22 protein-coding genes and 1 riboswitch are annotated in these 26,028 nt (G+C 50.5%); of the genes, 5 read left to right on the top strand and 17 right to left on the bottom strand.

The genetic code is table 11. From position 1 onward, the window contains the following. Positions 1–297 precede the first annotated feature (297 nt). The gene (locus tag JSQ80_RS27380; protein ID WP_206097955.1) at positions 298–1,878 is read left to right on the top strand and encodes a bifunctional metallophosphatase/5'-nucleotidase; all 1,581 of its coding nucleotides are present in this window, start codon (positions 298–300) and stop codon (positions 1,876–1,878) included. Between the two features lie 101 nt (positions 1,879–1,979). On the opposite strand, the gene JSQ80_RS27385 is transcribed toward JSQ80_RS27380, so the two are convergent. The 12 genes from JSQ80_RS27385 to JSQ80_RS27440 form a co-directional block, all read right to left on the bottom strand. Further along, positions 1,980–2,708 carry a 3D domain-containing protein gene (locus JSQ80_RS27385; RefSeq protein WP_206097956.1) on the bottom strand — a complete coding sequence of 243 codons (729 nt, stop codon included), beginning with the start codon at positions 2,706–2,708 and terminating at the stop codon, positions 1,980–1,982. A gap of 1 nt (position 2,709) precedes the next feature. Beyond that, a riboswitch (cyclic di-AMP (ydaO/yuaA leader) is annotated at positions 2,710–2,872 on the bottom strand. 351 nt (positions 2,873–3,223) lie between these two features. Continuing rightward, the gene (locus JSQ80_RS27390; RefSeq protein WP_087435569.1) at positions 3,224–3,946 is read right to left on the bottom strand and encodes an amino acid ABC transporter ATP-binding protein; all 723 of its coding nucleotides are present in this window, start codon (positions 3,944–3,946) and stop codon (positions 3,224–3,226) included. Then, positions 3,939–4,595, bottom strand: a complete 657-nt coding sequence (locus tag JSQ80_RS27395; protein WP_206097957.1) for an ABC transporter permease subunit — start codon at positions 4,593–4,595, stop codon at positions 3,939–3,941. Before JSQ80_RS27395 ends, JSQ80_RS27390 begins: the two co-directional genes overlap by 8 nt. 87 nt (positions 4,596–4,682) lie before the next feature. Next, entirely contained in the window at positions 4,683–5,474 is a 792-nt protein-coding gene (locus JSQ80_RS27400; RefSeq protein ID WP_206097958.1) for a transporter substrate-binding domain-containing protein, read from the bottom strand. Positions 5,475–5,821: 347 nt separating this feature from the next. Continuing rightward, positions 5,822–7,690, bottom strand: a complete 1,869-nt coding sequence (locus JSQ80_RS27405) for a sensor histidine kinase (protein WP_206097959.1) — start codon at positions 7,688–7,690, stop codon at positions 5,822–5,824. Between the two features lie 39 nt (positions 7,691–7,729). Beyond that, entirely contained in the window at positions 7,730–8,254 is a 525-nt protein-coding gene (locus JSQ80_RS27410; RefSeq protein ID WP_206097960.1) for a response regulator, read from the bottom strand. A 165-nt stretch (positions 8,255–8,419) separates the two neighbouring features. Next, positions 8,420–9,853 (bottom strand): sensor histidine kinase, encoded by a 1,434-nt coding sequence (locus tag JSQ80_RS27415; protein WP_087435625.1) that lies wholly within the window; start codon positions 9,851–9,853, stop codon positions 8,420–8,422. Further along, positions 9,850–10,548, bottom strand: a complete 699-nt coding sequence (locus tag JSQ80_RS27420) for a response regulator transcription factor (RefSeq protein WP_087435565.1) — start codon at positions 10,546–10,548, stop codon at positions 9,850–9,852. Before JSQ80_RS27420 ends, JSQ80_RS27415 begins: the two co-directional genes overlap by 4 nt. Before the next feature lie 17 nt (positions 10,549–10,565). Continuing rightward, positions 10,566–11,864, bottom strand: coding sequence for a hypothetical protein (locus tag JSQ80_RS27425; protein WP_240464330.1), 1,299 nt, complete (start codon positions 11,862–11,864; stop codon positions 10,566–10,568). 156 nt (positions 11,865–12,020) lie between these two features. Further along, a complete protein-coding gene (locus JSQ80_RS27430) occupies positions 12,021–12,629 on the bottom strand; it encodes a DUF3298 and DUF4163 domain-containing protein (protein ID WP_206097961.1) in 609 nt (202 codons plus the stop codon). Between the two features lie 139 nt (positions 12,630–12,768). Further along, a complete protein-coding gene (locus JSQ80_RS27435; RefSeq protein ID WP_087435564.1) occupies positions 12,769–13,497 on the bottom strand; it encodes a phosphonate ABC transporter ATP-binding protein in 729 nt (242 codons plus the stop codon). 98 nt (positions 13,498–13,595) lie between these two features. Further along, complete coding sequence (locus JSQ80_RS27440) at positions 13,596–14,777, bottom strand: MFS transporter (RefSeq protein WP_087435563.1); 1,182 nt, start codon at positions 14,775–14,777, stop codon at positions 13,596–13,598. 174 nt (positions 14,778–14,951) lie between these two features. On the opposite strand from JSQ80_RS27440, the gene JSQ80_RS27445 reads away from it, so the two are divergent. Both JSQ80_RS27445 and JSQ80_RS27450 read left to right on the top strand, forming a co-directional pair. Next, complete coding sequence (locus JSQ80_RS27445) at positions 14,952–15,866, top strand: ArsR/SmtB family transcription factor (RefSeq protein ID WP_206097962.1); 915 nt, start codon at positions 14,952–14,954, stop codon at positions 15,864–15,866. 83 nt (positions 15,867–15,949) lie between these two features. Next, the gene (locus tag JSQ80_RS27450; RefSeq protein ID WP_206097963.1) at positions 15,950–16,711 is read left to right on the top strand and encodes an HAD family hydrolase; all 762 of its coding nucleotides are present in this window, start codon (positions 15,950–15,952) and stop codon (positions 16,709–16,711) included. 31 nt (positions 16,712–16,742) lie between these two features. Here JSQ80_RS27450 and JSQ80_RS27455 read toward each other — a convergent pair whose 3' ends face one another. Next, positions 16,743–19,064, bottom strand: a complete 2,322-nt coding sequence (locus tag JSQ80_RS27455; RefSeq protein ID WP_206097964.1) for a type IA DNA topoisomerase — start codon at positions 19,062–19,064, stop codon at positions 16,743–16,745. Between the two features lie 299 nt (positions 19,065–19,363). On the opposite strand from JSQ80_RS27455, the gene JSQ80_RS27460 reads away from it, so the two are divergent. Continuing rightward, positions 19,364–19,792, top strand: a complete 429-nt coding sequence (locus tag JSQ80_RS27460) for a hypothetical protein (protein WP_087435559.1) — start codon at positions 19,364–19,366, stop codon at positions 19,790–19,792. A 472-nt stretch (positions 19,793–20,264) separates the two neighbouring features. Further along, the gene (locus JSQ80_RS27465; protein WP_206097965.1) at positions 20,265–21,344 is read left to right on the top strand and encodes a glycosyltransferase family 4 protein; all 1,080 of its coding nucleotides are present in this window, start codon (positions 20,265–20,267) and stop codon (positions 21,342–21,344) included. A 42-nt stretch (positions 21,345–21,386) separates the two neighbouring features. Here the strand turns inward: JSQ80_RS27465 and JSQ80_RS27470 are convergent, their stop codons facing one another. The 4 genes from JSQ80_RS27470 to lpdA all read right to left on the bottom strand — a co-directional run bounded on the left by JSQ80_RS27470 (position 21,387) and on the right by lpdA (position 26,028). Next, the gene (locus JSQ80_RS27470) at positions 21,387–22,874 is read right to left on the bottom strand and encodes a glutamate synthase subunit beta (protein ID WP_206097966.1); all 1,488 of its coding nucleotides are present in this window, start codon (positions 22,872–22,874) and stop codon (positions 21,387–21,389) included. A gap of 216 nt (positions 22,875–23,090) precedes the next feature. Further along, positions 23,091–23,576 (bottom strand): dihydrofolate reductase, encoded by a 486-nt coding sequence (locus tag JSQ80_RS27475; RefSeq protein WP_206097967.1) that lies wholly within the window; start codon positions 23,574–23,576, stop codon positions 23,091–23,093. 46 nt (positions 23,577–23,622) lie between these two features. Further along, on the bottom strand, positions 23,623–24,417 hold the full coding sequence (gene thyA, locus JSQ80_RS27480; protein ID WP_206097968.1) for a thymidylate synthase: 795 nt from the start codon (positions 24,415–24,417) through the stop codon (positions 23,623–23,625). Between the two features lie 192 nt (positions 24,418–24,609). Next, positions 24,610–26,028: a dihydrolipoyl dehydrogenase gene (lpdA, locus tag JSQ80_RS27485; RefSeq protein ID WP_087435554.1), complete on the bottom strand. Its 1,419-nt coding sequence runs from the start codon at positions 26,026–26,028 to the stop codon at positions 24,610–24,612.

Below are 26,028 nucleotides of genomic sequence, written 5' to 3' on the forward strand. Positions count from 1 at the left end.
AGTCCCGGCGGTCTTCTCCGCAGACGGAAGCTTCCCACTTCAATTTTATTGCAGCATATGAGCATTCCGGAAGACTTACAAAGCCGCACTCCTTCTTGCTGCACTACTATCGTATCATGAAGAACAGCAGTTTCATGATAAGTCTATGTTAATTTTATCCACCCGCTCCTTTGTATGTAATGTTTTTGTTAATCTGCGGCGAAGCGAAGGAATCATTGCGTTCATAACGAATAGGGTTGCATATCGTACGAGTCATCATCCCACAGCATGTAAATCTCATACAGGAGGTTATCCGCAATGTGCGAAACATTCACCTTGACGATATGGGCTACAAGCGATGTGCACGGGCACATGCTGCCGATCCGATACGCTGACAACGCCCCCGCTGAATTAGGTTTGCTAAAGCTCGCTTCACGGATTCGGCAGGCCCGCGCAGACAAGCAGCATTTTCTGCTCATCGATAACGGCGACCTGCTGCAAGGAACGCCATTGGCTTCTTATCATGCCCGGCTCGATCCGCAATCCCCTAATCCGATGATTGCCGCCTTGAACCGCCTTAAATATGACACTTTCATCCCGGGCAACCACGAATTTAATTTCGGTCTTGAGTTTGTGCGCAAAGCGCAGCGCGAATCTGCGTTTCCCTGGTTGGCGGCCAACATTGTACGGGAAGAGACGGGCATGCCGTACTTTGGAGCCCCTTATTTCATAACCGAATTTGCCGGCGGGCTGCGCGCAGCCGTGCTCGGACTGACCACCCGCTTCATCCCTCATTGGGAACTGCCGGAGCATATTGCAGGCCTGCGTTTCCTGCCGGCCGTCGAAGCCGCTAAGCAGTGGGTGCCTGAATTGCGGATCCGCAAAGGAGCCGACGTCGTTATCATCGCGTATCACGGCGGTCTGGAAAGAGATATCCGCACGGGATCTCCCCTGGAGGAGGATACGGGGGAAAATGAGGGCTCACGGATATGCGCAGAAGTGGAAGGCATCGACGTGCTCATTACCGGACATCAACACCGGACCATCGCCGGAGAGCGCATCGGTGACACCATCGTTGTTCAACCGGGCAGTCAAGGACGGTACGCAGCCGAAGTGGAATTGGTTCTTGCCCGCCAAGATGGCCGCTGGCGCATCAGCGAGAAACGCGCTCAGTTGATTGCCGCGGCGGGCGTTGAACCCGACCGTGAGCTCAGTGAATGGATCGCGCCTTACGAAGCGAATACCCAGCGTTGGCTTGACCGTCCCATTTGCCGCATTGACGGGGATATGCGAATATGCGATCCCCACGAGGCCCGGCTTGCCGAGCACCCTTTAATCGAGTTCATCAACCGTGTGCAGATGGACGTATCGGGCGCGGATATTTCCTGCACCGCCTTGTTTGACGACAGCGCGGCCGGATTCGGGAATCAGGTATCCATGCGCGAAATAACCGCATTTTGTCCATTTTCCAATACATTGAAGGTACTGCGATTGAAGGGACGCGATATCCGGGACGCTTTGGAATGGAATGCCCGCTACTTTGCGCTTTATGACGGCCAAGCGGTAGCGGTTCATCCGACCTTCCTCTATCCGAAAGCGCAGCACTACAATTATGACATGTGGGAAGGCATCGAATATGTCATGAATGTGTCCCGCCCGGCGGGCGAACGCATCGTCCAATTGACGCGGAACGGACAGCCGCTTGAACCGGACAAGGAATACGATGTCGCCATGAACCATTACCGCGCTTCAGGAGCCGGCGGGTTCCGGATGTTCGCCGGCAAGCCGGTCATCCGTGACATTCCGATTGACATTGCCGAGCTTATCGCCTCGTACATGATGAAGCAGGGCACAATTACCGCAGCCGTGAATCATAATTGGAAGGTCATTTGGGATTGAAAAAGTCAGTATGTAATGATGTAAAAGAGACTGTCCCGCAAGTAGTTCTATTGCGGGACAATCTCTTCTAATTTTAATACACCTAAGTATAATTGCGCTGCTTATTTGATAATATAAACCTGCACATCCTGCACGCCGAAAGTGCTGCCGGCGCTTTTGCTTACCGGAACGAAAATGTCCAGCTTATTCCCTTTAATCGCACCGCCGATATCCCGCGCCTCGGCCACCAGACCACCTTGCGGCAGATGCTTGAACTGATATCCGGTAATGAACAGCTTGGTCCCGAGCGGTACTACATTAGGATCAACGGCAACCGTGCCCAGCTTCAATGCGTCGCCGTAGAAATCAACAGCTCCCCACTTGCCGTTTTCGCTCGGATGCGCCGTATACGCAGTCGCGCGCATGTTCAGCTTCTTCGAATAGGTCATCGGACGTCCCGATACATTCACCACATTTTTAGGAGCAGCTTGTGCCGCTTTCACTTCTTGTTGTGGTTTGGAGCTTTTCTTCTCACCCGTTGCTTTCTTTGCTTCTTTCTGTACGGCTGCTTCAGTCGCCGCCTTCGCCGGCAATGAATATGTCGATAACGCGTTTCCTTGAATGGCCGACGTCGGAAGCTCCATTTTTAACCCGCCGTATATATTCTTCGGATCAATCGATGGATTCTCTTTTACTAGAGCTTCTACGCTCAGATTATGTTTTTTGGCGAGAGAGTAGAATGTGTCACCCTCTTTTGCCTGATAGGGCTCGGCATATACCGGGATAATCTGCAATATAGTGGCCGTTCCCAGTAAAGCTGCTGCGAGCTTCACAATTGTTCTTTTACGCATATGTTCCTCCTGTCAGTAGCCTGCGGGGTTAGTTGTCGGATTCGGGTTAAGGAGTCCCCTACGCCAGTCCGACCGTTCGGATTGGCGATTCACCCCAAGGTGTCATCTATTAAACACCGGTCAATCATCCCCCGTACGGGTGCTCGTTTCGGCTCGAATTGCATCATATCACAAAATTGTAACCTGTGTGCAGGGAGTTGCTGGAATTCTCTTGAAAAACTTACTCCCAATGGATTAAAACAGCCTATTTCGGCGCTTAATCCTAACACTATTGTAATCTCTGATGACAACTTTGTAATAAACGCACCTTTATAATAACATAGATTAATAATTTGTAAACAAATTACATATTCCAAATATCCCCTTAAACAGCAGCATCCTTAATCGTAAGCCAGTTAGTTAATCACTTAACTAACAGGTTGCAAAAAGAAATCTCTTATAATCAGGGGCAGCAGATATCCTGTCCAACCCTCTAACCATAAGAGATTTCACGCGGGCAAACCCATTATTTTGCTTTATAATACTTTGCTTAAAAAGTCCCGCGTTCTAGGATGCTGCGGGTTCTGGAAGACTTGATCCGGCGTCCCCTGTTCGACGACATCGCCGCCATCCATAAATAAAATCCGATCACCTACCTCGCGGGCGAAGCCCATTTCATGGGTAACGATGACCATCGTCATTCCTTCCCCGGCGAGCGACTTCATCACTTCCAGCACTTCACCGACCATCTCCGGATCAAGAGCTGACGTCGGCTCGTCAAAAAGCATGACATGCGGCTGCATGGCGAGAGCGCGGGCAATAGCGATCCGCTGCTTCTGACCGCCCGACAACTGCCCGGGATAAGCTGAAGCCTTGTCGGCTAGACCGACTTTGTTCAACAGATCGATGGCGACCTTCTCTGCTTGCTGCTTTTTCATTTGCTTCACCTTAATCGGCGCAAGCGTTATGTTATCCAACACCGTCATATGCGGGAACAGATTGAACGACTGAAACACCATGCCCATCTTCTCACGCGTCTTGTTAATATTATGCTTCTTCTCATTAATCTTCGTGCCCTCGAACAAAATATCACCCTGCGTCGGCGTCTCCAACAGATTCAAACACCGCAGAAAGGTGCTCTTCCCTGAGCCGCTCGGCCCAATGACGACCACAACTTCGCCTTGTTTGATCGTCATGTTCATGCCTTTCAAAATATGCAACGAACCGAATGATTTATGCAAATTGCGAACCTCAATCATGACTGCTCAACTTCCTTTCCAGAGTTGCAACCGCTTTGGAAAGCGTAAAGGTAAGAATGAAATAAATTATGGCCGCGCCCATAAGCGGCCCCAGAGCCGTATACGTTTTACTCCGTATGACCTCGGTTTGGAACATGATGTCCGTAATGCCGATGAAGCTGACAATGGACGTTTCCTTTATAATGGTCACGAACTCGTTGCCAATCGCCGGCAGGACGTTGCGAAATGCTTGCGGCAGCACGATATGGCGCAGCGTCATCGCTTTTGACATCCCCAAAGAGCGGGCAGCCTCGGCCTGCCCTCTATCGATAGCTTGAATGCCGGCGCGGAAGATTTCTGACAAGTAAGCCGAGCTGTTAATCGATACCGCGACAACCCCAGCCATGAATGGGCTGAATTCAATGCCGAATTCAGTCAAGCCGAAATAAATGATAAAAATCTGCACGAGCAGCGGCGTGCCCCGCACCAATTCGATATATGCGGTCGTCAGCCATTGCAATGGCTTGATGCCTGACATTCGCAGCAAAACGATGATGACCCCCAAGATGAATCCGGCCAATACGGAAAACAACGATAGCAGCACCGTTATTTTCGCCCCGGAGAAATAATCCCATTTAAAGTCCCACAGCATTCCAAACCAATCGAGCACCGGTCTAACCCCTTTCCCATCCTTGCTCACCTATCACTATTGTGTCCAACTCACGAAAAAAGCGGCTATCCGCCGCCTTCTCCTGCCTTACTCTCCCGATTCCGCCAGCTGCGTCGCCTGCGTAATGAACTCGTCCAGCTTGCCTTCAGACTTCAGACGGTCGATCGTCTTGTTCACGGCTTCCACCAATTTCGGGCTATCCTTGCGCATGCCGACAGCATAACCGTCGCTCGCCGGCTTCAATACTACGTCAGCGACTGCCAGCTCCTTGCGATTGGCTTCATAAGATTTAGCTACTGGCTTCTCTACCAGCACCGCGTCAATACGTTTCGTTTCCAACGCCAGCACAAGGTCGTTCACCTTATTCAGCAACTCGGCTTTTGCTTCCGGAATTTGTCCGATTACATCCTCGAACGTAGAACCTTTTTGAACGCCTATCTTCAAACCTTTCATATCTTCGGGTGACTTGTATTTATCTTTGTCTTCCGCCCGTACGATGACACCAGCTTCGGCAACATAGTATGGTTTAGAGAAATCCATCGCTTTCTGGCGGTCAGGAGTCGGGTCCATGCCGCTGATGGCGATATCGATCTTACCGGTCGGTACAGATGCCACGACAGAGTCGAACTTCATGTCCTTAATTTCAAGCGGCACCCCTAAGTCCTTCGCGATTTCCTTCGCGATCTCAATATCAAATCCGACAATTTCGTCTTTTCCGTTGACCGTCGCGTGGAACTCGAACGGCGGGTAGTCCGCGCTCACCCCGAGCACCAGCTTTTTGTTCTCCATTACTGTATCATAACGGTCGCTTTTGGCTCCGCAACCGATGAGAAGACTCATTAACAGTGTGCATACGGTAACGATTTTCAGTGCTTTCATTGATGCCATCCCCGCTTCTTCTATCTATTTACCCTATCAATTCATCGGGCTGAACCCATTATACATGATGTTGTATAGTTATACAATGCTTCTTTTTAATATTTTTCAGGTCGCGCTTCACGTTTTGCAGAACGCTGCTTTTGTATGCAGTTCCTTCAAAACCATATTACACATCATCCCGACATCGGCAATGTTATATATTCACAGCAAATTGCCTCATATAATTGCATAAGCGGCTATTTTCACTCCAAATAATAACATCCTGAAAGCTCCAGTCATTGCATGATTATGAAAATATCCTGTATTGCGCTGTGCATATCGTTTGGCGTCTCTCGGCCAGCCCTTGCTTATTCCGAATCTTTGGCTGGCTTCGTCTCTCCCGCAGCCGCAGCTTGATTTACTGGAAATTTCACCTTGATTAAAGTCTTCCCCGGTTCCGATTGAATCATCAGCTGGCCCTGATGCCGATGCACAATGCTGTAGCAGATCGATAGCCCCAGCCCGGTCCCGTCCGCCTTTGTCGTAACAAAGGGAGTCCCCGCCGACTCGAGCACCTGCGCTTCAAATCCGGCTCCTTCGTCTTCCACCTCCAACCACACTGAATCCGCTTCATAACGGGTTCGTATGGACATCGATTGATTGGCAGCCATGGCCTCCAACCCGTTGCGAATCAGATTATGGAGCAGTTGGCGAATCTCTTTCTCATCCATTTCAATCGCCGGTATCTGCTGCAGCTCCAAATGGATATGCTGGCAATTTGCCGTCGCTGTCGCTTGTACGAGCGGATAAATGTGAGAGATGACATCATTCAAAGAACTGAGTTGGAACGGTGCGAATTTGTGCTGCGCAAGCGTTAAATACTCGGTAATAATCGTATTCGCCCGCTCCATCTCTTCCATCATCGTATCGAAATAAACATGCTCCTTGGCGTGTTCCGGCTTGTTTCGCAGCAACTGCAGAAACCCCCGCACCGTCGTTAACGGATTGCGAATTTCGTGGCTTAGGGCCGCAGCCATCTCCCCGACGATCTTCAATGAGCTCATACGCTTCATTTCTTGTTCCATTTGCGCCTGCTTCCGCAACGCTTCCATCATCCTATTCATATGTTCGCCCAGCTGCCGAAATTCATTGTTCACCCCGATATGCAGCATACCGGCGTAATTACCGGCGGCAATCCGGGAAGAGGCAGACACAAGCTGCTGCAGCGGCTTCGTTATGAGCTGGCGCACCCAGACGAATACGAGCAGATAGATGACGAGGATTAGCAGCACAAAGGTGCCCACTGAAATTATAGACAGGTTGACGAGCGCCTCATCGACGACAGCGACCGGCAACATTATCATGACGCTCCATGCCGGTTCCGTAAGGCGCACCGAAAACACATACATGGATTGATCCTGATATTTGGCAGTTACGACCGTTTCTGTTTGCCCCTTAATCTTATTGAAGATAGGCAGCAGAGCGCTGGCAGAACCATCATAAATGTTGGAAAATCCCGTTTGCTTGCCATCCGAATCGTATAAAATGTCTCCTTCGTTCGTAATCAACAACATTTTGCTGGTTGGATGTATTGTCAGTGTGGAGGCAATCTGCTGCAAGTCGCCATATCGAATATCGACGCCGGCCACGCCAATAACCCGGCCTTTCGCATCGGTAACCGGCGTGCTGATCGAAATGATTGGGAGATTCGCATAAGGGTCAATGTACGGAGAAGTGATATAAGTTCCGTTCTTCTTCACCGCCCCATGGTAAAAGTCGTAACGAGTATCGTCTCGGAACCGGGATAACGATTCATCCGTGTAATTCGCCTGATATAAATTAGATATTCGGCCCGCTTTGTCATATCCATACCAGGAAGCGAATCTGCCCTGCTTCTTATAATCGGATTGCATGGAGAACCAATATCCGAATACGAGTTCGTTCCGCTGACTCGCGTACATTTCAGTCACATCATCCAGATCTGCCCTGATGTCGCGGGAAGAAGCATAAATCCCGTGAATGGCGCTGGCGTAGGTTTCCACCATTTGCCGATGGTGGCGAATGGCCGCTTCTGCTTCTTGAGCGGCCATTTTTACTTGATTCATGTAGTTCTCTTCTGTGTTGTTCCGAATCGTGGAGCGTACGGCTTCGTAGGAGAAAGCGAAAATTATGGCGATGGCTGCAGCGACGGTTACAACAATACGAATAATCATTTGCCGAGGAATCGTTCTATTCATGGCATCCTCCGAATTCGAATACGCCTGGATCGATGTCGGTTACAATCTGGATGATAAATATAAGCGCAGCTCTTCAAGATCAAACGGCTTAGAAAAAAATCCAATCGCGCCCGCAGCTTTCGCTTCATTCACCTTGTCGGCATCGCTATATGCGGACATCATAATCACTTCGGTACTCGGACGCATCGTCCGTATCGTGCGCAGCACGTCAAGTCCGCTCTGGTCGGGCAAGCTCACATCCAGCAATACGAGACGGCTTGGACACTGGCGCAACAGCTCCAGCGCTTGGGCGCCTGTTTCCGCTTCCAACACTTCACAGGGGAAGTCATGAAGCGCCTCTTTGAGCAGCACTCGAATCGGATATTGATCTTCCACGATAAGTAAAGAAAAATGGCTCCTATGTACGTCTTCCTGAGAAGCTTCCTCTGCGGCTGGAACGAATTCTTTCCGACTTACTGGCGGTTGTTCATTGGCAACGGCTCCTCTCCGCTTTACATATTTGCAATACACATAGATTATAAAAGGGACAGAAGCAGCACAGATGACAAACAAAAACAATCCCATAATCTATCCTCCTTCCAATGAGGACGACGAGAATCGAGTAAATGCGACATCTTGTCGCAATATTGATCTCATTATAGTATGTTTTGTCGAGCGAAGATACGCAAATTTCCTTAAATTTCACAAAAAAAAGACGTTTACATGGAAGTTACCATGCAAACGTCTTTTTTAACTGATTTCCTGATCCAATGGCTGCGCTTCCGGCATCACCCGCACCGGGAGCGTGACAATGACCGTCGTGCCGATACCGAGTTCGCTCTCGATTGTCATCTCGCCGCCATGGGCTTTCACCAATTCAAACGTAATGGCCAAGCCTAGCCCTGTTCCGCCGTGACTCGGATTTACTTGGTAAAACTTATCCATCACTTTGGCCAAGTGCTCGTGGCTAATCCCGATGCCCTTGTCAACGATGCGGACGACCGCCTTCTCTTCATCCCACGTCGTGTGCACCGTTATAACCGATTCATTCGGAGAGAACTTGATGGCATTGTCAATAAGATTGAGAAAGACTTGTTTTAACCGATTGGCATCCGCATTCAGCGGAATCTCGGTCCCGCGGACTCTGTCTTCGAGCGAAATCTGCTTCTGTTCCGCCTTCTTTTTCACCTGCAGGATCGTATCTTCAATGACATTGGCCAGCGATACCGGACGCCAGTGGAACTGCAGCTTATTCTGCTGCAGCTTGGAGAAATCGAGCAGTTCTTCCACGAGACCGATCAACCGGTCCGTCTCCTTCGAGATGACGTTCATGCCGAGCTTCGTTTCCGCTTCATCGAAGTGACCGGACAGCAGCGTCTCACTCCAGCCCTTGATCCCCGTCAAAGGCGTCCTCAGCTCGTGAGAGATGGAAGATATAAAATCATTCTTGAGCTGGTTGCTCCTCACAATTTCATGCGCCATAAAATTAAGCGTCTTCGCAAGCTCGCCAAGCTCATATTTATAGCCTTCTTTAATCCTGATATCAAATTGTCCCCGGGCCATCTGGGCGGATGCAGCCGTTATCTCGTTCACTGGCTTCACGATGGAGTTGGCCAATCCCAAGCTGATGACGAGCACGACGACGAGAACCGCAATGGAGACGATAATGGACAAGAGCACGATGCCGTTAATCCGGTCATTCACCAGTTCTAACGAGGTCACCACCCTAAGCACGTAGACGATGTCGCCTCGGACTAGAAGCGGGGCCGACACCGCCATAACAGCCTCGCCCGTTCCCGGCTGCTTCCCGGTCCATTGATTGATGTTCCCGTTCAGCGCGCTTATGACATCGGAGGTGGTGACCGGGGTATCCACCTTGAATTCGTTCGAGGTGACAAGAACCTTGCCGCTTCGATCCAAAATTTGAACCTCGGCGTTATCCAGTTTAAAAAGCTTTAACAATTCGGTAAGCCACCCTTTGTCGTCTTCACTCGAACCCAGGCTCAAATAACGTTGATAATAGGAGGAAGTTACGGCTGAATGATATGTCAAATGGTTGGACACCGACTCATAATAATACGTCCGTACGGATATTAAAAAAATGGCTTCTAAAATAAGCATCGTCAAAAATACGACGATGAAATAATGCAGTACGACCGAACGGCGTATGCCGGGTTTTATCATGAAGAAGTTCCTTTCCATTTATACCCGTGCCCCCATACGGTTTCCATGTACTTCGGCGCGGAAGGCTCATCTTCTATTTTCTGCCGCAAGCGGCGGATATTAACGTCAACGATTTTGGGATCGCCCATGTAATCTTTGCCCCACACATGATCCAGCAGCACGTCGCGGCTTAATGTCATATCCTCTTTTTCCATGAAAAATTGCACCAAGGAGAACTCTGTCGGCGTTAAATCGATAACTTCATTCCATTTCGAGAACCGTTTGGCGATTAGATCTAACGTAAACGGTCCCGAATGATAGACGACCTTCTGTGCCGATTGCTGGTACGAGTTGACCCTGCGCAATAAGGACTGAATCCGGGCGACAAGCTCCGTCGGGCTGAACGGCTTGCTTACATGATCGTCCGCGCCGACAGACAGGGCATAGACCTTATCCTGCTCCTGCACCTTCGCCGTCAAGAAAATAATGCCCAAGCGCTCGTTATGCTCCCTGACGCGGCGGCACACTTCAAACCCGTCAATACCCGGAACCATGACATCGAGCAACGCAATGTCGATGGTCGGATCATTCATGATCATCTGAAAGGCGTCGTTGCCATTGTCGGCTTCCACTACATCAAAGCCATTGCGCTTCAAATTGATGACAATAAAGCTGCGAATGGACTCTTCGTCTTCGAGGATTAGTATTTTCGTCATCGTTTCCGTCTCCTTATCTATTTGCTGCTGCTTTCATTATTGTTTAATTCTGGAATCTTAGGTGAGCCCCTATTCAATTTAAGCGGTTCTTTACTGATGATTCCGATAATTTTATCGCCGGATGAACTTAAGTACGTCCATTTCTCTTTGTTCAGATCCCACATTTCAGGAGTGAAAAAACGGATTTCGGCCAGTTTCTCGTTCGTATGCTTGTCGATGAAAATGAGAAGCTCTTCCTTCTTCGATTTCGTATCGACCGTGACACGTCCGTACCAAGATTTCGGTATCGTCAAATAAAAGCGATCCAAGTAATCCCGGTACTGCTTGTCCACCAGCTTCAAACGGTTCGGTCCATCATATTGATAGAAATTCGTGAAATAAGGAACCTCATATGGCTTGTATAAATCCCATCCCGGAGGCGTCTCCGTTACGGCGACCTCGATAATGCCATCCCCGTTGATATCGCTGCTTGGCGAGTAATTGGGCTTGCTGGTCATGTCTGCGCCCAGCACCTGCTCCAGCATATTGTCGCGATTCAATACGAGCACGTCCGTCAGCCAATAGTTGGCCCCTGCCGAGGCGTCGAGCACGATTCCTTTGCGATCCCTGCTGATGAAGCCGGATGTAACGTGCGTGTACGTATTGACTTCCTTGCCCATCATCAGTTCATGAAGCTTGGTCATCTTCCCGTTCTGATATTCAAAGGCCGAGACCATAGGCGGCTGAGCGAGTTGGTTGTTGACGAGAAACAACCGATTTTTCCCGCTCTGATCCAAGTCGTCAATGACGAATTGGGAATATGGCTGTTCGAACAGCTTGGCGACTCCATCCTTCGTAAATGTATATATGACAAGACCTTTGTTCAAGTCCGGATCGTCGCTTCCGTAACCAACCACCAGATCCAGCTTCGAATCGTTGGTGATGTCGATCAACTGGACACGATCTAGTGTAGTCCCTGCTCCCTCAAAGTCAACAATTTTCATCCACGTGTCCCCGTCCCTGCGAAAAATCATTCCGTGGATGCGGACCTTCTTTTCCGGAGTTTCATAAAAAACGACCGCCGTATCCGCAAGACCGTCGTTATTCATATCCGTGACCCGGATTGCGCTCGCGTCGTCCGAACTGGACGGGCGTATAAGTATCGCTCCTTCGGGCAATTGCGAAGCAATCATGCTCTTAAGATTAGCCTTCTCTGTAGGGAGCCTTGGAACGCTCATCAGCGTTTTGGGGTCTTGAATCCATTGGCAGCCGCTGAGCATCACGCTCAGCAGAACGAGAAGAAGTGACGCGCTGCGTATGAGCCGCTTAATTCTCAACCTCATCCCTCTTTCATAGTTTAGCTTGATTTCATTGTATCCTTGAACAGGGTGAATATTCGACACCCCTATCTCTATCGAGTGAACCAAATACCTATCTATTATAAAAAAAAAGAGCCACCAAAAGGTGACAATCCCGTGACAAACCAACGTTATTTAATACCACAACGCATCAATTACCCCATTCTCCGCTTTGATATCATTCAGATCGTATATCGAAATCGGGAAATACTGAAATCCGTATACGTAAGGGGCCAGTTCATACAAGCCGAAAAACAGAACGACCGCCTTATCCGTCATATAAAAATCCTGATCTTTATCAATCTCCTTGAACGGCTCGAGCGTCGGAATTTGGCGCTCTTCGATCTGCGCGGCCACAAGCTTGGATAGCTCCGCGACATAGGAAGCCCCTGGCTTGAACAATTGTGCGAGCGTAATGAGTTGGCCTGAGTCTGCCTCGAACGTCAAGCCGCGTTGATAGGTCATCCCATGCGCAGCGCCCTTCGTATAGCCATATACGATCAATAGAAGACTGATAAGCCCTCGTTCGTTCAGCTTGATTTCGTAGGCGCCGGTCACCTCGGTATCTTGCGAGTCCTCATAACCGGTCATTTGTATTAATTCCACGGTGTGATCGCGAATGACCCGATTTATTTCCGCTGCGGCTTCGGAGTGCGAGCTGCTGTTTACCTGAGGCAGGTATACCTCCAATCGCGGCTTGCGGATTACATACGGCTCGATGTGCGCCGGTAATGGATGCAACATGAACCAGCCACCTCCTTCATGAATCATAATGCCCCCGGCATCGAACGGTCGAAGCTCCGTTGTCTGCACCAGCATATGCGCAAGCAAGAGGCGGCATGACAAATGCCTATATTCTTCTTGATAAGAGACTGTTCTCGTGCTATGAGATAAGAGCTTTCTCCGACTGAAGCAAGCGCCGGCCCTTCACATCCACTGCGATTTGGCCTTGTTTTAATCCCCATATGCGGGTTGCGTATTTTTCCGCGAGCTCCACCTGATGGAATACGGCGATGACGGTCTTGCGCTGCCTGGAGCACAGCTCCTGGAACGTCTCCAGCACCGATTCGGCCGATTTCGGATCGAGGCCCAATACAGGCTCATCGGCGAGCAGCACATTGGCGCCGTGCACGAGCGCGCGGGCGATAGCGACCCGCTGTTTCTCTCCTCCGCTCAAATCCCCCGTCTTCTTATGGGCTTTATCGAGCAGACCGAGCATCTCCAGCGTATCCATTGCCCCCATATAGTCATCGGAACGAATCATGCCGGTCGCCATGCGCCACAGCGGCGTCTGGTGGAAGCGGCCGATAAGCACGTTTTTGAGCGCCTTGCGATTGGCCGTCAGCACCGGATTTTGCTCCAAATAAGCAAACTCGCGCCACACCTTGCGCTTTCCGTTCCATTGCTGGGCGATCATATCCGCGCCGTCCACGATCAATTTCCCGCTTGTCCAGCTTTCGCGCAGCGCCAGACATTTGAGCAGTGTCGATTTTCCGCTCCCGCTCGGACCCACGATCCCGATGAACTCGCCAGGTTGGATCTCAAAGCTCAATTTATTCAGGACCGGCTCCGCCGGAGGATACCGCTTTACAAGTCGTTCCACTTTAATCATCGCTACTAGCTCCTCTCCATCCCAATAACGGCCATCTCTGATGTTTGTTATGCTTCATTAGAATTCATGCTTATAATCTAGTGTAAGTAAGTAGGCGCCTAACTTGCAAGCGTTTTTGTCTCTCGCTTGAAGACCAACCCCAACAGTGAAAATCCAATGTACCATATTCCCAATAAGTAGAACATGCTTCCGATAGAAATATGCTGGATCCCGAGTCCTGCCAGATTCGGGCCAACGATGCTCCCGATACTGAAATGGATCGATGCGATCACGTTTGCCGAGGGCAAGTAAGCTTTAGGCAATATGTCTGCCGCATAGGCGAGACCTAGCGAGAAGAATGAACCGACCAGCCCTCCCACAAGCATGAACATAATCAATATTCCCCAGATGTTCGTGCCGAAGAATGGTATGATCAAAAAACCAATTCCGCCTATAATCCCGCAAGTCATCAGCACCTTTTTACGATCGATCCGGTCACTCAAGATGCCGAGCGGAAGCTGGAGAATGAGTCCGCCAATGCCGAAGAACGGCAGCAGGTAAGAGATCCATTCCTGCTCCAGCCCAAGACGAAGTGCGTATACCGGGAAGTTGCTGTTCATGGACGCTTCCATATATCCGTACAGGAAGGCAGGCAATAGCGCAAACCAAGCCCATTGATACGAACGGGCATAGCGCTTCTCCGGTCTTGAGCCATCCTCCATCATTGCCGCATGTTGATTCGGCAGCTTGAGGAAGACGATCCCCATGACGACGACGAACATGATCACGATGACGATAAAAGGCGCGGCATCGCTTATTTTGAGCAAATTGATTCCTAACGGACCGAAGCTGAAGCCGACCCCGTAGGCCATCCCGTACAAAGAGATATTCCGCCCCCTCCGGTGCGCCGGACTGACGGATACCGCCCATAGCTGGGTTGCATAGTGGAGCGCGCTGTCGCCTATTCCGACCACGAGCCGGAGCACGAACCACACCCATATGTTTTGCAAGATTGGAAAAAGCGCCAGTGCTGCCGATACGACCAGCAGCCCCCCCAGAATCATGCGTTTGAATCCGACCTTCATCAATATCCGTTCCACTAAAAACATCATGCCGAATACGCCGATATATAATGCCGTTGCGTTCAAAGCATTCAAGTCGGATGGCACGCCCATCCGTTCAAGAAAGATGGTGAGCAAGGGCAACAGCAGCCCTTGACTCAATCCTGTAAATGTGACAACAATAATAAGAATGACAAATTGCCAAGTGGGAGAACTTGTTGTTTTCCGCCAAGCAGTCATATTTCTACCTCCCCAATTCTATTAGTCCTCTGAGTGCTTCTATTTAATATAGAGCGTGTCTGCCCGCCCTAGTCCGCATCTCCCCAACATTTCAACATTATAGTAGACAATCCTATGCAAAACAATTCATAATGATGTTATAACGTATCGTTATTCAAGGGGGCTCCGTAAAGCATGACCTATCATGTTCGCATCGACTGTTCCTCGGTATATGAACTCATTGGAAGCTTCATGCTGTTTGCACATCGCAAATGGATTCGTAATGTGGAGAACGGAACGGAATGGATTCGCCGGATCGAGCAGCAGCTTCCTGCCGAATGGAACACCCATGCCGAGAAAATTCGCAAGTATACGTTGAGCGATTTCGACTTGTTGTATGCTATGGCGCTTGAACGCAAGAGCCAAGATGATATACTTAGCTACATTTCGCAGTTGGAACATGCGACTGCCGAAGATTGGACACAGCTCAAACAGCATTACGGTTTAAAGTCACATTCTTTCAACCAGGAACGCGCACAGCTCGTCTATGTACCGGCGCTTAAGTTCTGGCATGAGCAATACATAAGCCGTTCCATTGCTGAATGGAAACCAATTCTTCAGCATGACGTGGAAGAAAAGGCCAGGCTGATGAGCAAAATAACGCCGTCCGAGCTCATTGAGGTCGCGACGAACGGTGTCGTCATTCCTGACAATAGCGAAATATCCGAAGTTATTCTCGCGCCGCTGTGGCATTATCGCCCGATGAATCAAACCTGTACGTTCCAAGGCAAAATATTGATACTGTATGCGGTCGACGAGCCAGACCCGTCCGATCTGCTCCCGCCTTACAGCTTGCGCCGCATGACGCGCGCGTTGGCGGACGACCATCGACTGCGGCTATTGCGTTTTGTCAGCCAGAAGCCGAGGACGTTCGCGGAAATTCAAGAGCACCTGGCGCTTGCGACAGGGACCGTCAAGCACCATTTGGCCGTTCTGCGTTCAGCCGGATATATACGCACCTATTGGAATGGCAAAGTAGAACGAATCTCCCTTCGTCAAGAAGGGCTTGCGGACTTGTCCGCATTTTTGGAAGACTATGTTCAATCATGACATGAAAGACAGACAGCATACGCGTAACCGCTAGGTCCTCTCAAGCCTGTCTTGTCCATCAGGCATAAGGAGGTGGCTGTATAATGACGCCGCAAGCCAAACAGACGTTATTATTCGATTTGGACGACACCCTCGTTCATTGCAACAAATATTTTGATGTGGTCATTGAGCAATTTTTAGATACGATGTCGACTTGGTTTCATTCCTGGCGCATCGACATGCGGGACATCAAATCGGTTCAGGCTCAGTTCGATATCGCCTGCGTGCAGCAAAACGGCTTCCAAAGCGAACATTTCCCGAGCTCCCTCGTACAAGCCTATCGCCATTTTTGCCATGTGACCGGACGCAAGCCATCGCAGAAGGAAACCGACTTGCTCTGGAAATTAGGCATGAGCGTATACGAGATGGAGATCGAACCCTATCCCGGCATGGTAGAGACCCTCGATCGGCTGCGGGATGAAGGGCATAAGCTGTTCTTATATACCGGCGGCGAACCGGTTATCCAGCAACGCAAGATCGATCAGATGAAGCTCGCGGCATACTTCGGCGACCGCGTATTTATCCGCCGGCATAAAACGTCAGAGGCGCTTGCAGACATCGTTAACGAACGCGGATTTCATCCCGCAAGCACGTGGATGATTGGGAACTCGGTGCGGACTGATGTCATCCCCGCGCTGCTGACCGGCTTGAACGCCGTCTACTTGAGGCAGGCGAAGGAGTGGTCATACAATGTCGTTGACATTGACGCTGCGCCGCAAGGAGCCTTTTATACGATCGAGCGTTTGACAGACGTCCCTCATGTCATTCAGCAGTGGCTGTCAGAGAAGCAGGACAATCCATCATAACTTGGATTGTCCTGCTTTTGCATTGCGGATGCTATTCCCCGATCTCAAGCCGCAGCTCGCCGGTAGAACGATCGGCCCACACCAGCCTTCCTTTTACGGACTCGCTGCCTTGCTTGAAGCTTAGACGTTTGGTCGTCCCTTTTTCCAACAGCTCGCGCATCATCGTGTCCGAGATGGTCTTGCCGACGGCAATGTTTTTCTTCCAGACGACGAATTTGCACCCTTGCTTATAGTTGGAACAGCCGAAGCCTTTGCGTCCGGCGATAATCGTCCCGCCGCAGCCTTCACGCGGACAAGCTCCGTATGCGGCCGTGGAGTTGCCAGCGCTTGAGCTCGAATTCGCTCCCCCGCTTGACGCGCGAACGGCCTTCGCATCGGTCAGGCTGCCTGAGGCTTGTCCATTCCCCGCCCCTTGGCCGCCGCCCTTGCCCCGCCCCTTGCTCGTCCGATCGGGCTGAATTTCAGCCAAAATGTGTGCGGCAACGGGTGCTTGCTTCCCTACGCATTGAATGACGTGCACCGTAAATTTGCGGACCGCGTCCATAAACACCGTCTCCGACGCTTCTCCGCGGGCGATCTGCGTTAGCCGCCGCTCCCATTGTCCCGTCATTTCGGGTGACGTCAACAGGTGAACGCCGGCTCCGCGGATAAGTTCCACTGCCGTCTTCCCCTTGGCCGTCAGCGTCAACCGCTTGCCGGTCATCGTAATATATCCGACCTGCTTCAAGCGTTCAATCGTGGCCGCACGCGTCGCAGGGGTGCCTAGACCTCCGTCCTTCATTGCCTCCCGCAGTTCTTCGTTATCCAGCTGCTTCCCGGCGCTCTCCATTGCCTTCAGCAAGGTTCCTTCCGTATACGACTTCGGCGGCTGCGTCGACTTCGCCTTCCATTCCGCGTGAATGCACAACGCCGTCTGATCCTTCTGCACCTGGAACACGGCATTCTCATCCAGCTCAATGACCTCTTCGGCTGTGCCTGATGTCCCGGCATCTTCCGCTTCTTCCTTCTTCTTCGCTCGTTTCCCGCCGCGCTTACCCGCAGCATCGCCGTCAGAGTCGTACAGCACCTTCCACCCGCGAATGCGCCATTGCTTCAAGGATGTCTTGAACGTCTCCCGCTCCACTTCAGTCAAGACGGTGTAGAGCGTATACTCCGCGACGGGAAAGAACTGAGCCAGGAGCCGGCGGACAATCAAATCGTATACTTTGGCTTCGTCAGGCGCGAGTGAACCCGGACGTTTCGTCGTCGCCAGGATCGCGTGGTGATCCTCTACCTTGCTCGGGTTGCACACGCCGCGATTGCCGCGATGAACGCGCTTGGGATCCGCCATGTTCGCCCAAGCGGCGTAATCAGGCATCTGTTTGAGCATATTCACTGCTTGATGCATGCTTCCGATATTTTGCTCCGTCACGTAATTGGAATTGGTTCGCGGATACGTAATTACCTTATGCTTCTCATAAAGCGCTTGCGCGAGGTCGAGCGTCTTCTTGGCCGAAAAGCCGAAACGCGCATTCGCATCTCGCTGCAGCAGCGTCAGATCATAGAGCTTATAGGGGTATTCCTTGCCTTCCTTCACCGTAAAATCGGCAATGCGCCCCTCTTTTCCATTCACCCGTTCAACGATTGCAGATGCAGTCTGCTCCTCTTGAATGCGCTCACCTTGCCTCGTCCCTTTATAAGTAACCTCTCCTTGCTGAAATTGGGCTGTAATATCGTAATACGATTCCGGCTTGAACGCCGCAATTTCTTGTTCACGATCGTATATGAGCGCCAACACGGGCGTCTGCACCCGTCCGACAGACAAGAGAGCCTTATGCTTCGTCGTAAAAGCGCGGGATGCATTCATCCCGATAATCCAATCCGCTTCGCTGCGCGCCCTGGCCGCCGCCGTCAGCCGCTCATATTCTACACCGTCCTTCAACTCTTGAAAGCCGCGGCGTATCGTCTCTGCGGTCAAGTCGGAAATCCATAGGCGCTTGACCGGATGCTTCCATCTGAAGTGCTGCTCGATGAGCGCAAAGATATACTGTCCTTCCCGCCCGGCATCGCAAGCGTTAATAATGGTGTGGCACTGCTTGGCAAGATCCCCGATCTGCTTCAATTGATCCTTCGTCCGCCGTTCTGCAACGATTTTGAACGCAGACGGCAATATCGGCAGATCGTGAAAGGACCACCGCTTATATTTCGGGTCATACATTTGCGGCTCCGCGAGACCGAGCAAATGGCCGATGGCCCACGTAATAATATAATTGTCCCCTTCGATGTGCGTACGGTGCTTGCGTCCTCCCGGTTCAATGACGGAAGCGATGGTGCGCCCCATATCGGGCTTTTCCGCCACGACTAGCGTCTTCATCCCCTCACCTCTTCTTTCTGACAACAGAAGAAGCCGCGTATGACCAACGCAGCTTCTTGCGGCGATTCCTATCCTTTCATTATGAAATAGGAGACAAAGGAATGCAATAAAATAGTTCTTAATTATCCCGCGGCGATGCGATTAGGTCGCTTTTCCCCGTTGACGGCTAATGATCGGGTTTTCGTTTGTACTTTCGCTTAATTTTATGAAGGCGGAACAAAAATAGATTTTTGTATGAGCGAAAATTGTCCGGAATGCATATTGTATAATAAATTTCAAAGAAAGAAGGCGATAAGCTAATGCCGACATTAATTAACTACAATAGAGCCATTTTAAGCAACTTGGCTGATTCCTCCGATATTATTCTTACGGATACACCTACATTATTGTTGGAGTTTGGTCTCTCCGTTACCCAAACACCGAACTTTGTGGAGCTTCTCTCTACGGTAGGATGGACGGCCGAAAGCCGGAAAAATAAGCAGCCCACCCTTCAGTTGAGAATTTTACAAGATGGTGTCTTGGTAGCAAGCATCAGACAAGACGCTGTCGACAGCGAAGAAGGGTCAAACTCTCCTTCTAATAATCTTTCCACCTTTCAAGCGGTACTGACAAATGTACCTGTAAATCAACAACATGTTTATCAATTATTCGCATTGAATGAAAATCCGAGACACGGATCGATTACAGTCACCGGTCCGGTAAACATTACAGGCAAAGTGATCGCCTAACCTTTGCATCTATTCCATATAAAGCGGTTTGCGGCGCAGAAGTGTCACAAACCGCTATTCGTTTATTTAAAAATACTCTTTGTATTCTTATCCCTGGTTTCTTGTCTATGGTACGCTGATCGTTGGAGCAGTACGGTCACATTCGTACGTCCCCTGCTTCGCCGCCATTGTATTCCATAGGTTGTCAATAGAATGGGGCTTCGGCAGTACAAAAGCTAAATAACAACAAACAGATGCCGATTTATGCCTGATGATAATTATCAGATGCAGATGTGCAGACTTTGTGTTCGGCGTGCAACCCTGTATAGCTGTTATGTAGGATATATGTATGACAGACGTTAGTCGGCAGTAACGGATAGAAATCTATTTTTATCTATCATTGATGAAATGTGCGGGAACACAGGCTCATTGATATCGACCTACATATAATACGCCGATGATGATGAAATCAGGGGGGAGCATGAGGTAGGCAATGAAAATATTATTCGTTTTTTTTGTTCCTAGCGGTGGTGTGGAAACGTTGAACCGTTTGCGCTGTCAAGCGTTGAAGAAACGCGGCATCGTATGCCATTGCCTTTATTTCATGCATGGTGCGGGTATGCAAAATAATAATGACACTCCTACTTTCATTACGAATGAGGATCAAGAAATACAGAATCTTGTGACCCAGGGAAGATATACGGCCATCATCGTCGTCTCTGCCTATGAGTTTGTCCAAAAATTGCGCGAGTTCGGATATGCAGGACTTATTATTTTTGAAGTGCAGGGATATGGTGAAATGGAAGCTGCCCACAAGGAATTAACCAAGGCCGCTCCTTATCTGCTTCCCCATGCCAATGCCCTCTTAAATCCGAAAACGCCTTATATTTCCGACATTTTTTCAACTCTTTTTCCTCAAATGCGCAAATATGAGTTCAACAATTGCCTGGATACAAAGGCATTCGCATATCGGTCATTACCCAAAAAACCATTCCCCATCGTCGCATGGATCGGAAGGCTCGAGCCTCGCGACAACAAAAACTGGCGGGAATTTTTATATATCGGGCATCGTCTGCTTCAACACGATCCGAAGATTCAATTATGGATGTTCGAAGATGCCAACTTGGCCTCTCCCGAGGAAAGAGCGGCGTTTGAGCACTTGGTTCATGTTTTGCAGCTGGAGCAGCATCTGTTCCTTCATTCCAATGTGCCCAACAATCATATGCCGGATTATTTCTCGATGATTGGCAACTCGGGAGGTTTGTATTGCTGCACTTCGAAGTCGGAGGGCGGCCCCTATGCGGTACTCGAAGCGATGAGCTGCCGCTGTCCGGTGTTAACGACGAATTCAAGCGGCGTGCGCAGTTCTGTCCTTTCCCATGTCACCGGAGTATATTACACGCTCGGCAACGTCGGAGAAGCCGTTTATTTCGCACTGCAGTTAATGCGCAATCATTCGCTGCGCCAGACCATTGTTGATAATGCCCAAAAACATGTGAAAGCTCATTTCTCCATTGAACAATATTGCAGTCATTTTATCTCCATGCTGCAGGACTTAGGAGCAAAAATATAAGAAGCCGCGCTTCACGGGAGCGCAGCTTCTTGATTCATGCTATTAAGGCAGCAAGGTAGAGCCCATTAAATAGAGATCAACCTCGCGCGCCGCTTCACGTCCTTCGTTAATGGCCCAGACGACCAAGCTCTGTCCACGGCGCATATCGCCTGCGGCAAACACGCGTTCCACGTTGGTCGCATATTTGCCATAAGCAGCCTTCACATTCGAACGGCGATCCGTCTCGAGACCGAGCCGGTCAACAAGCGTCTGCTCCGGCCCGTCAAAGCCGATTGCGATAAGCACAAGCTGCGCCGGAAATACGCGTTCCGTTCCGGGTATCGGCTTATATATTTTGCGGCCGGCATCGTCCACAATACGTTCGATTTGAACCGTGTGAAGCTCTTTCACACGCCCTTCCCCATCCCCGACGAACTTCGTCGTCATAATAGAGAACTCGCGCGGATCCTGACCATATAGCGCCTTGGCTTCCTCATGCGCATAATCGAGCGTATACACATTCGGGAACTGCGGCCATGGATTGGCAACGGGGTCGCGTTCCAGAGGCGCTTGCGCATGGGTGCCGAATTGCGTAATGCTGCGGCAGCCATGGCGCAGCGCCGTTGCCACGCAGTCGGTTCCCGTATCTCCGCCGCCAATGACAATGACATCCTTGTCTGCGGCCGTAATATATTGGTTATCTTCCAGTCCGGTATCCAAGTAGCTCTTAATCGTTCCGTTCAAATAATCCATCGCGTAATGAATGCCTTGCAGCCCGCTGCCCTCTATCGCGAACTCGCGCGGCTTCGTAGCTCCTCCACACAATACAACGGCATCATAATCAGCCATCAGCTTCGCGGCAGGAATATCCGTGCCGATTTCCGTATTCGTCACGAAAGTGATGCCCTCCGCTTCCAGCAGCTGTACTCGGCGCTCCACGATGCCTTTATCCAGCTTCATCGTCGGGATGCCGTAGGTAAGCAGCCCGCCAATCCGATCGGCACGCTCATACACGATGACCGAATGACCGGCTTTATTCAGCTGTGCCGCGCAGGCCAAGCCGGCTGGTCCGGAACCGACCACGGCGACGCGCTTGCCGGTTCGCATGGCAGGCGGCTCAGGCTTCACCCAGCCTTCAGCGAAGCCGCGTTCGATTATCGCTTCTTCGATCGTCTTAATCGTGACAGGCTGTCCGATAAGGCCGACCGTGCAGGAGCCTTCGCATGGAGCTGGACAAACACGTCCAGTAAACTCCGGAAAATTGTTCGTCTTATGAAGACGTTCCAGCGCTTCTTGCCACAACCCGCGAAAGACGAGGCTGTTCCATTCCGGAATCAGGTTGTTGACCGGACACCCCGATGTGCCGCCAGTCATCTCGATGCCGGTATGGCAATACGGCGTGCCGCAATCCATGCAACGGGCGCCTTGCGTGCGCAGATCCTCTTCATTCATATGCTTGTGAAATTCTTCCCAGTCCTGTAACCGTTCCATTGGATCGCGGTCAGCCGGAATTTGGCGACGATATTCCATAAAACCAGTAGGTGTTGACATGCTTTCTCCTCCATCCGTCTGTCCGTGAATCGTTGCTCGTTCATCCAACAATATAGTAGAGATGCTCAAAAAATCAGTGATCGGTTTGAACACGCGCTTTTCAGCTGCTTATTGCACTCTTCGACATGTTTTTTCACATTATCGTACCTAAATCGTTAGGATAATCAAATGGAGTGATGAGCAAATCATTTGCACTTGAGCACACAACACATTTCTTCAATCATTACGGACATACGTCAAAAAACGATGGCGGTATTTATTTTTCTCATCGACCGTTCCCGGCACCTCGCTTACGCGCTTCCATTCCGTTTCATCATATTCAGGGAAGTAGGCGTCTCCGTCAAATGTCTCGTCAATGCGTGTAATGAGCAGCTTATCCGCATAGGGCATGAACTGCTTGTATATTTCCGCGCCTCCGATAATGATGACTTCATCCTGCTCCGCAAGCCGCAGCACAGCATGAATATCGTGAACGGTTTCCGCATCCTGCGGCTTCCATTCCCGATTGCGCGTAACGACAATATTCCGGCGATGCGGAAGCGCTCCGTTTAGCGAATCAAATGTTTTTCTTCCCATCACGACAGTCTTGCCCCGCGTCATCTTGCGAAAGTAAGCCATATCGTTCGGTATATGCCACGGCATTCCGTTATCCTTCCCAATGAGCCGTTGTTCGTCCATTGCCCAGATCATCGTAATTGACATCGTATTTGCTCTTCCTCTCGCTTCATCGTTCAACCTGCAGGCCCGCTTACACCGCTACCGGCGCTTTGATGGTCGGATGATGCTCATAGTCTGCAAATTCAAAGTCTTCGTATTTGTAATCAAAAATCGATTCCGGCTTGCGCTTGATGATAAGCTTCGGCAGCGGAAATGGTTCGCGCTCCAGCTGCGTATGCACCTGCTCCAGATGATTGGAGTATATGTGGACATCCCCGCCGGACCATATGAATTCCCCTGCCTCCAGGCCGCATTGCTGGGCTACCATATGCGTCAACAACGCATAGCTTGCAATGTTGAACGGAAGGCCCAAGAAGCAATCGACCGAACGCATATTGAGCATGCAGCTTAATTTGCCGTCGGCGACATAGAATTGGAATGCGTAATGGCAAGGCGGCAGCTTCATATTGTCGATCTCCCCGACATTCCAGGCGGAGACAAGCAGGCGCCGGGAATCTGGATTAGTCTTGATCTGCGCAATCACATTTGCGATCTGGTCGATAACGCGTCCATCCGCCGTCTCCCATTTCCGCCATTGCGATCCGTACACGGGCCCCAGATCGCCATTCTCATCCGCCCATTCATCCCAGATGCGGACGCCGTTCTCTTTCAGATAGCTGATGTTCGTATCGCCGCTTATAAACCACAGCAGCTCATGCACAATTGATTTCAGATGCAGCCGCTTCGTCGTCACCAGCGGGAAGCCTTCATTCAAGTCAAAACGGAGTTGGCGGCCGAATACCGATATCGTTCCGGTGCCAGTGCGGTCTTCCTTTTTCACTCCGTGTTCCAGTACGTCTTGCAATAAATTCAAATATGCCTTCATTTTATCCACTCCGTTCTCTATCTTTCTGGCTCATCTAAGTTTACCATTGCTTCCGTAAAAAATCACGATTTTGTCGGGGAGCGTCCTCCAGCTCATAAAAAAATCCCCTGCAGCATCGTTGCCGCAGGGGGAAATCATATCATTATATCGAACCGTAACAGAATGTAACAGAACCCTCAGAGAGAGGAGGATTTACTTGCCTACTGTGTGAATTGGATGGCCGAGAACAACCTCAGCGGCCTCCATCACGATTTCACCCAATGTCGGGTGAGCGTGAATCGTCAACGCCAAGTCTTCAACCGTTGCAGCCATTTCAACTGCCAAGCCCATTTCCGCAATCAAGTTGGATGCTTCAGGACCTACGATTTGCGAGCCAAGCACGACGCCTGTATCCGCATCGGATACGATTTTCACGAAGCCGTCAACGCTGCCGCCGAGGGACAACGCGCGTCCGTTGCCAGCGTAAGGGAATTTGCCCGCTTTGACATTGTGGCCTTTTTCCTTCGCTTCGGATTCGGACAGACCGACGCTTGCGCATTCTGGATCCGTGAAGCAGACCGCAGGAATGCATTTGTAGTCAACGACGCTTGGCATGCCCGCAATCGCTTCAGCAGCCACTTTGCCTTCGTAAGAAGCTTTGTGCGCAAGCGCAGGACCTGCGACGATATCGCCAATTGCGAAGATGTGCGGAATGCTGGTGCGTCCTTGATGGTCAACTTCGATAAGTCCGCGATCCGTCATCTTCAGACCGATCAAGTCAAGACCCAGCTCTCCGTCCGTGTTCGGACGACGGCCGACCGTTACGAGCAAGTATTCAGCTGTAACTTCTTTCGTTTCGCCCTTGACAGTGAATTTCACCGTAACGTCTTTATCCGTTTGCGCAGCACTTTCCGCTTTCGCGCCCGTGAAGATTTCAACGTTCGATTTTTTCATGCTCTTCGAGACAAGCTGTGTCATATCTTTATCGAAGCCTGGCAGTACCATGTCTGCGCCCTCGATAACCGTAACTTTTGTGCCGAACTTGGAATACATTTGACCAAGCTCTGCGCCGATATAACCGCCGCCGATAACGATCATCGATTTAGGCACTTCTTGCAGTTCCAATGCTTCTGTCGAGGACAGAATGCGGTCGCCGAACGGGAATGCTTTCAGCTCGATTGGACGGGAGCCTGTTGCGATAATGCAGTTTTTGAACTTGTAGCGCGGTGCTTCTTGATCGTTGAACACACGTGCTTCGTTCTCGTTGATGAACATGCATTCGCCGTTGAACACTTGCACTTTGTTAGCTTTCAAAAGCGCGCCAACGCCGCCGGTCAGCTTTTTCACCACGCCGCCTTTGAACTGTTGGACTTTTTTGAAATCAACTTTCACGTTCTCGGCTGTAATCCCGATTTCGGAAGCATGCTGCGTCACTTCATACTGATGTGCAGCGCTGATGAGCGCTTTGGACGGAATACAACCACGGTTCAAGCATACGCCGCCGAGTTCGGATTTATCCACGATAAGCACGCTTTGGCCAAGCTGGGCAGCGCGAATCGCTGCCACGTAACCGCCAGGGCCCGCTCCAATAACCAAAGTGTCAATATTCAAAGATGCGTCTCCTACTACCAT

It is taken from the genome of Paenibacillus apiarius, assembly GCF_017052585.1.
GTDB classification, from domain to species: domain Bacteria; phylum Bacillota; class Bacilli; order Paenibacillales; family Paenibacillaceae; genus Paenibacillus_B; species Paenibacillus_B apiarius.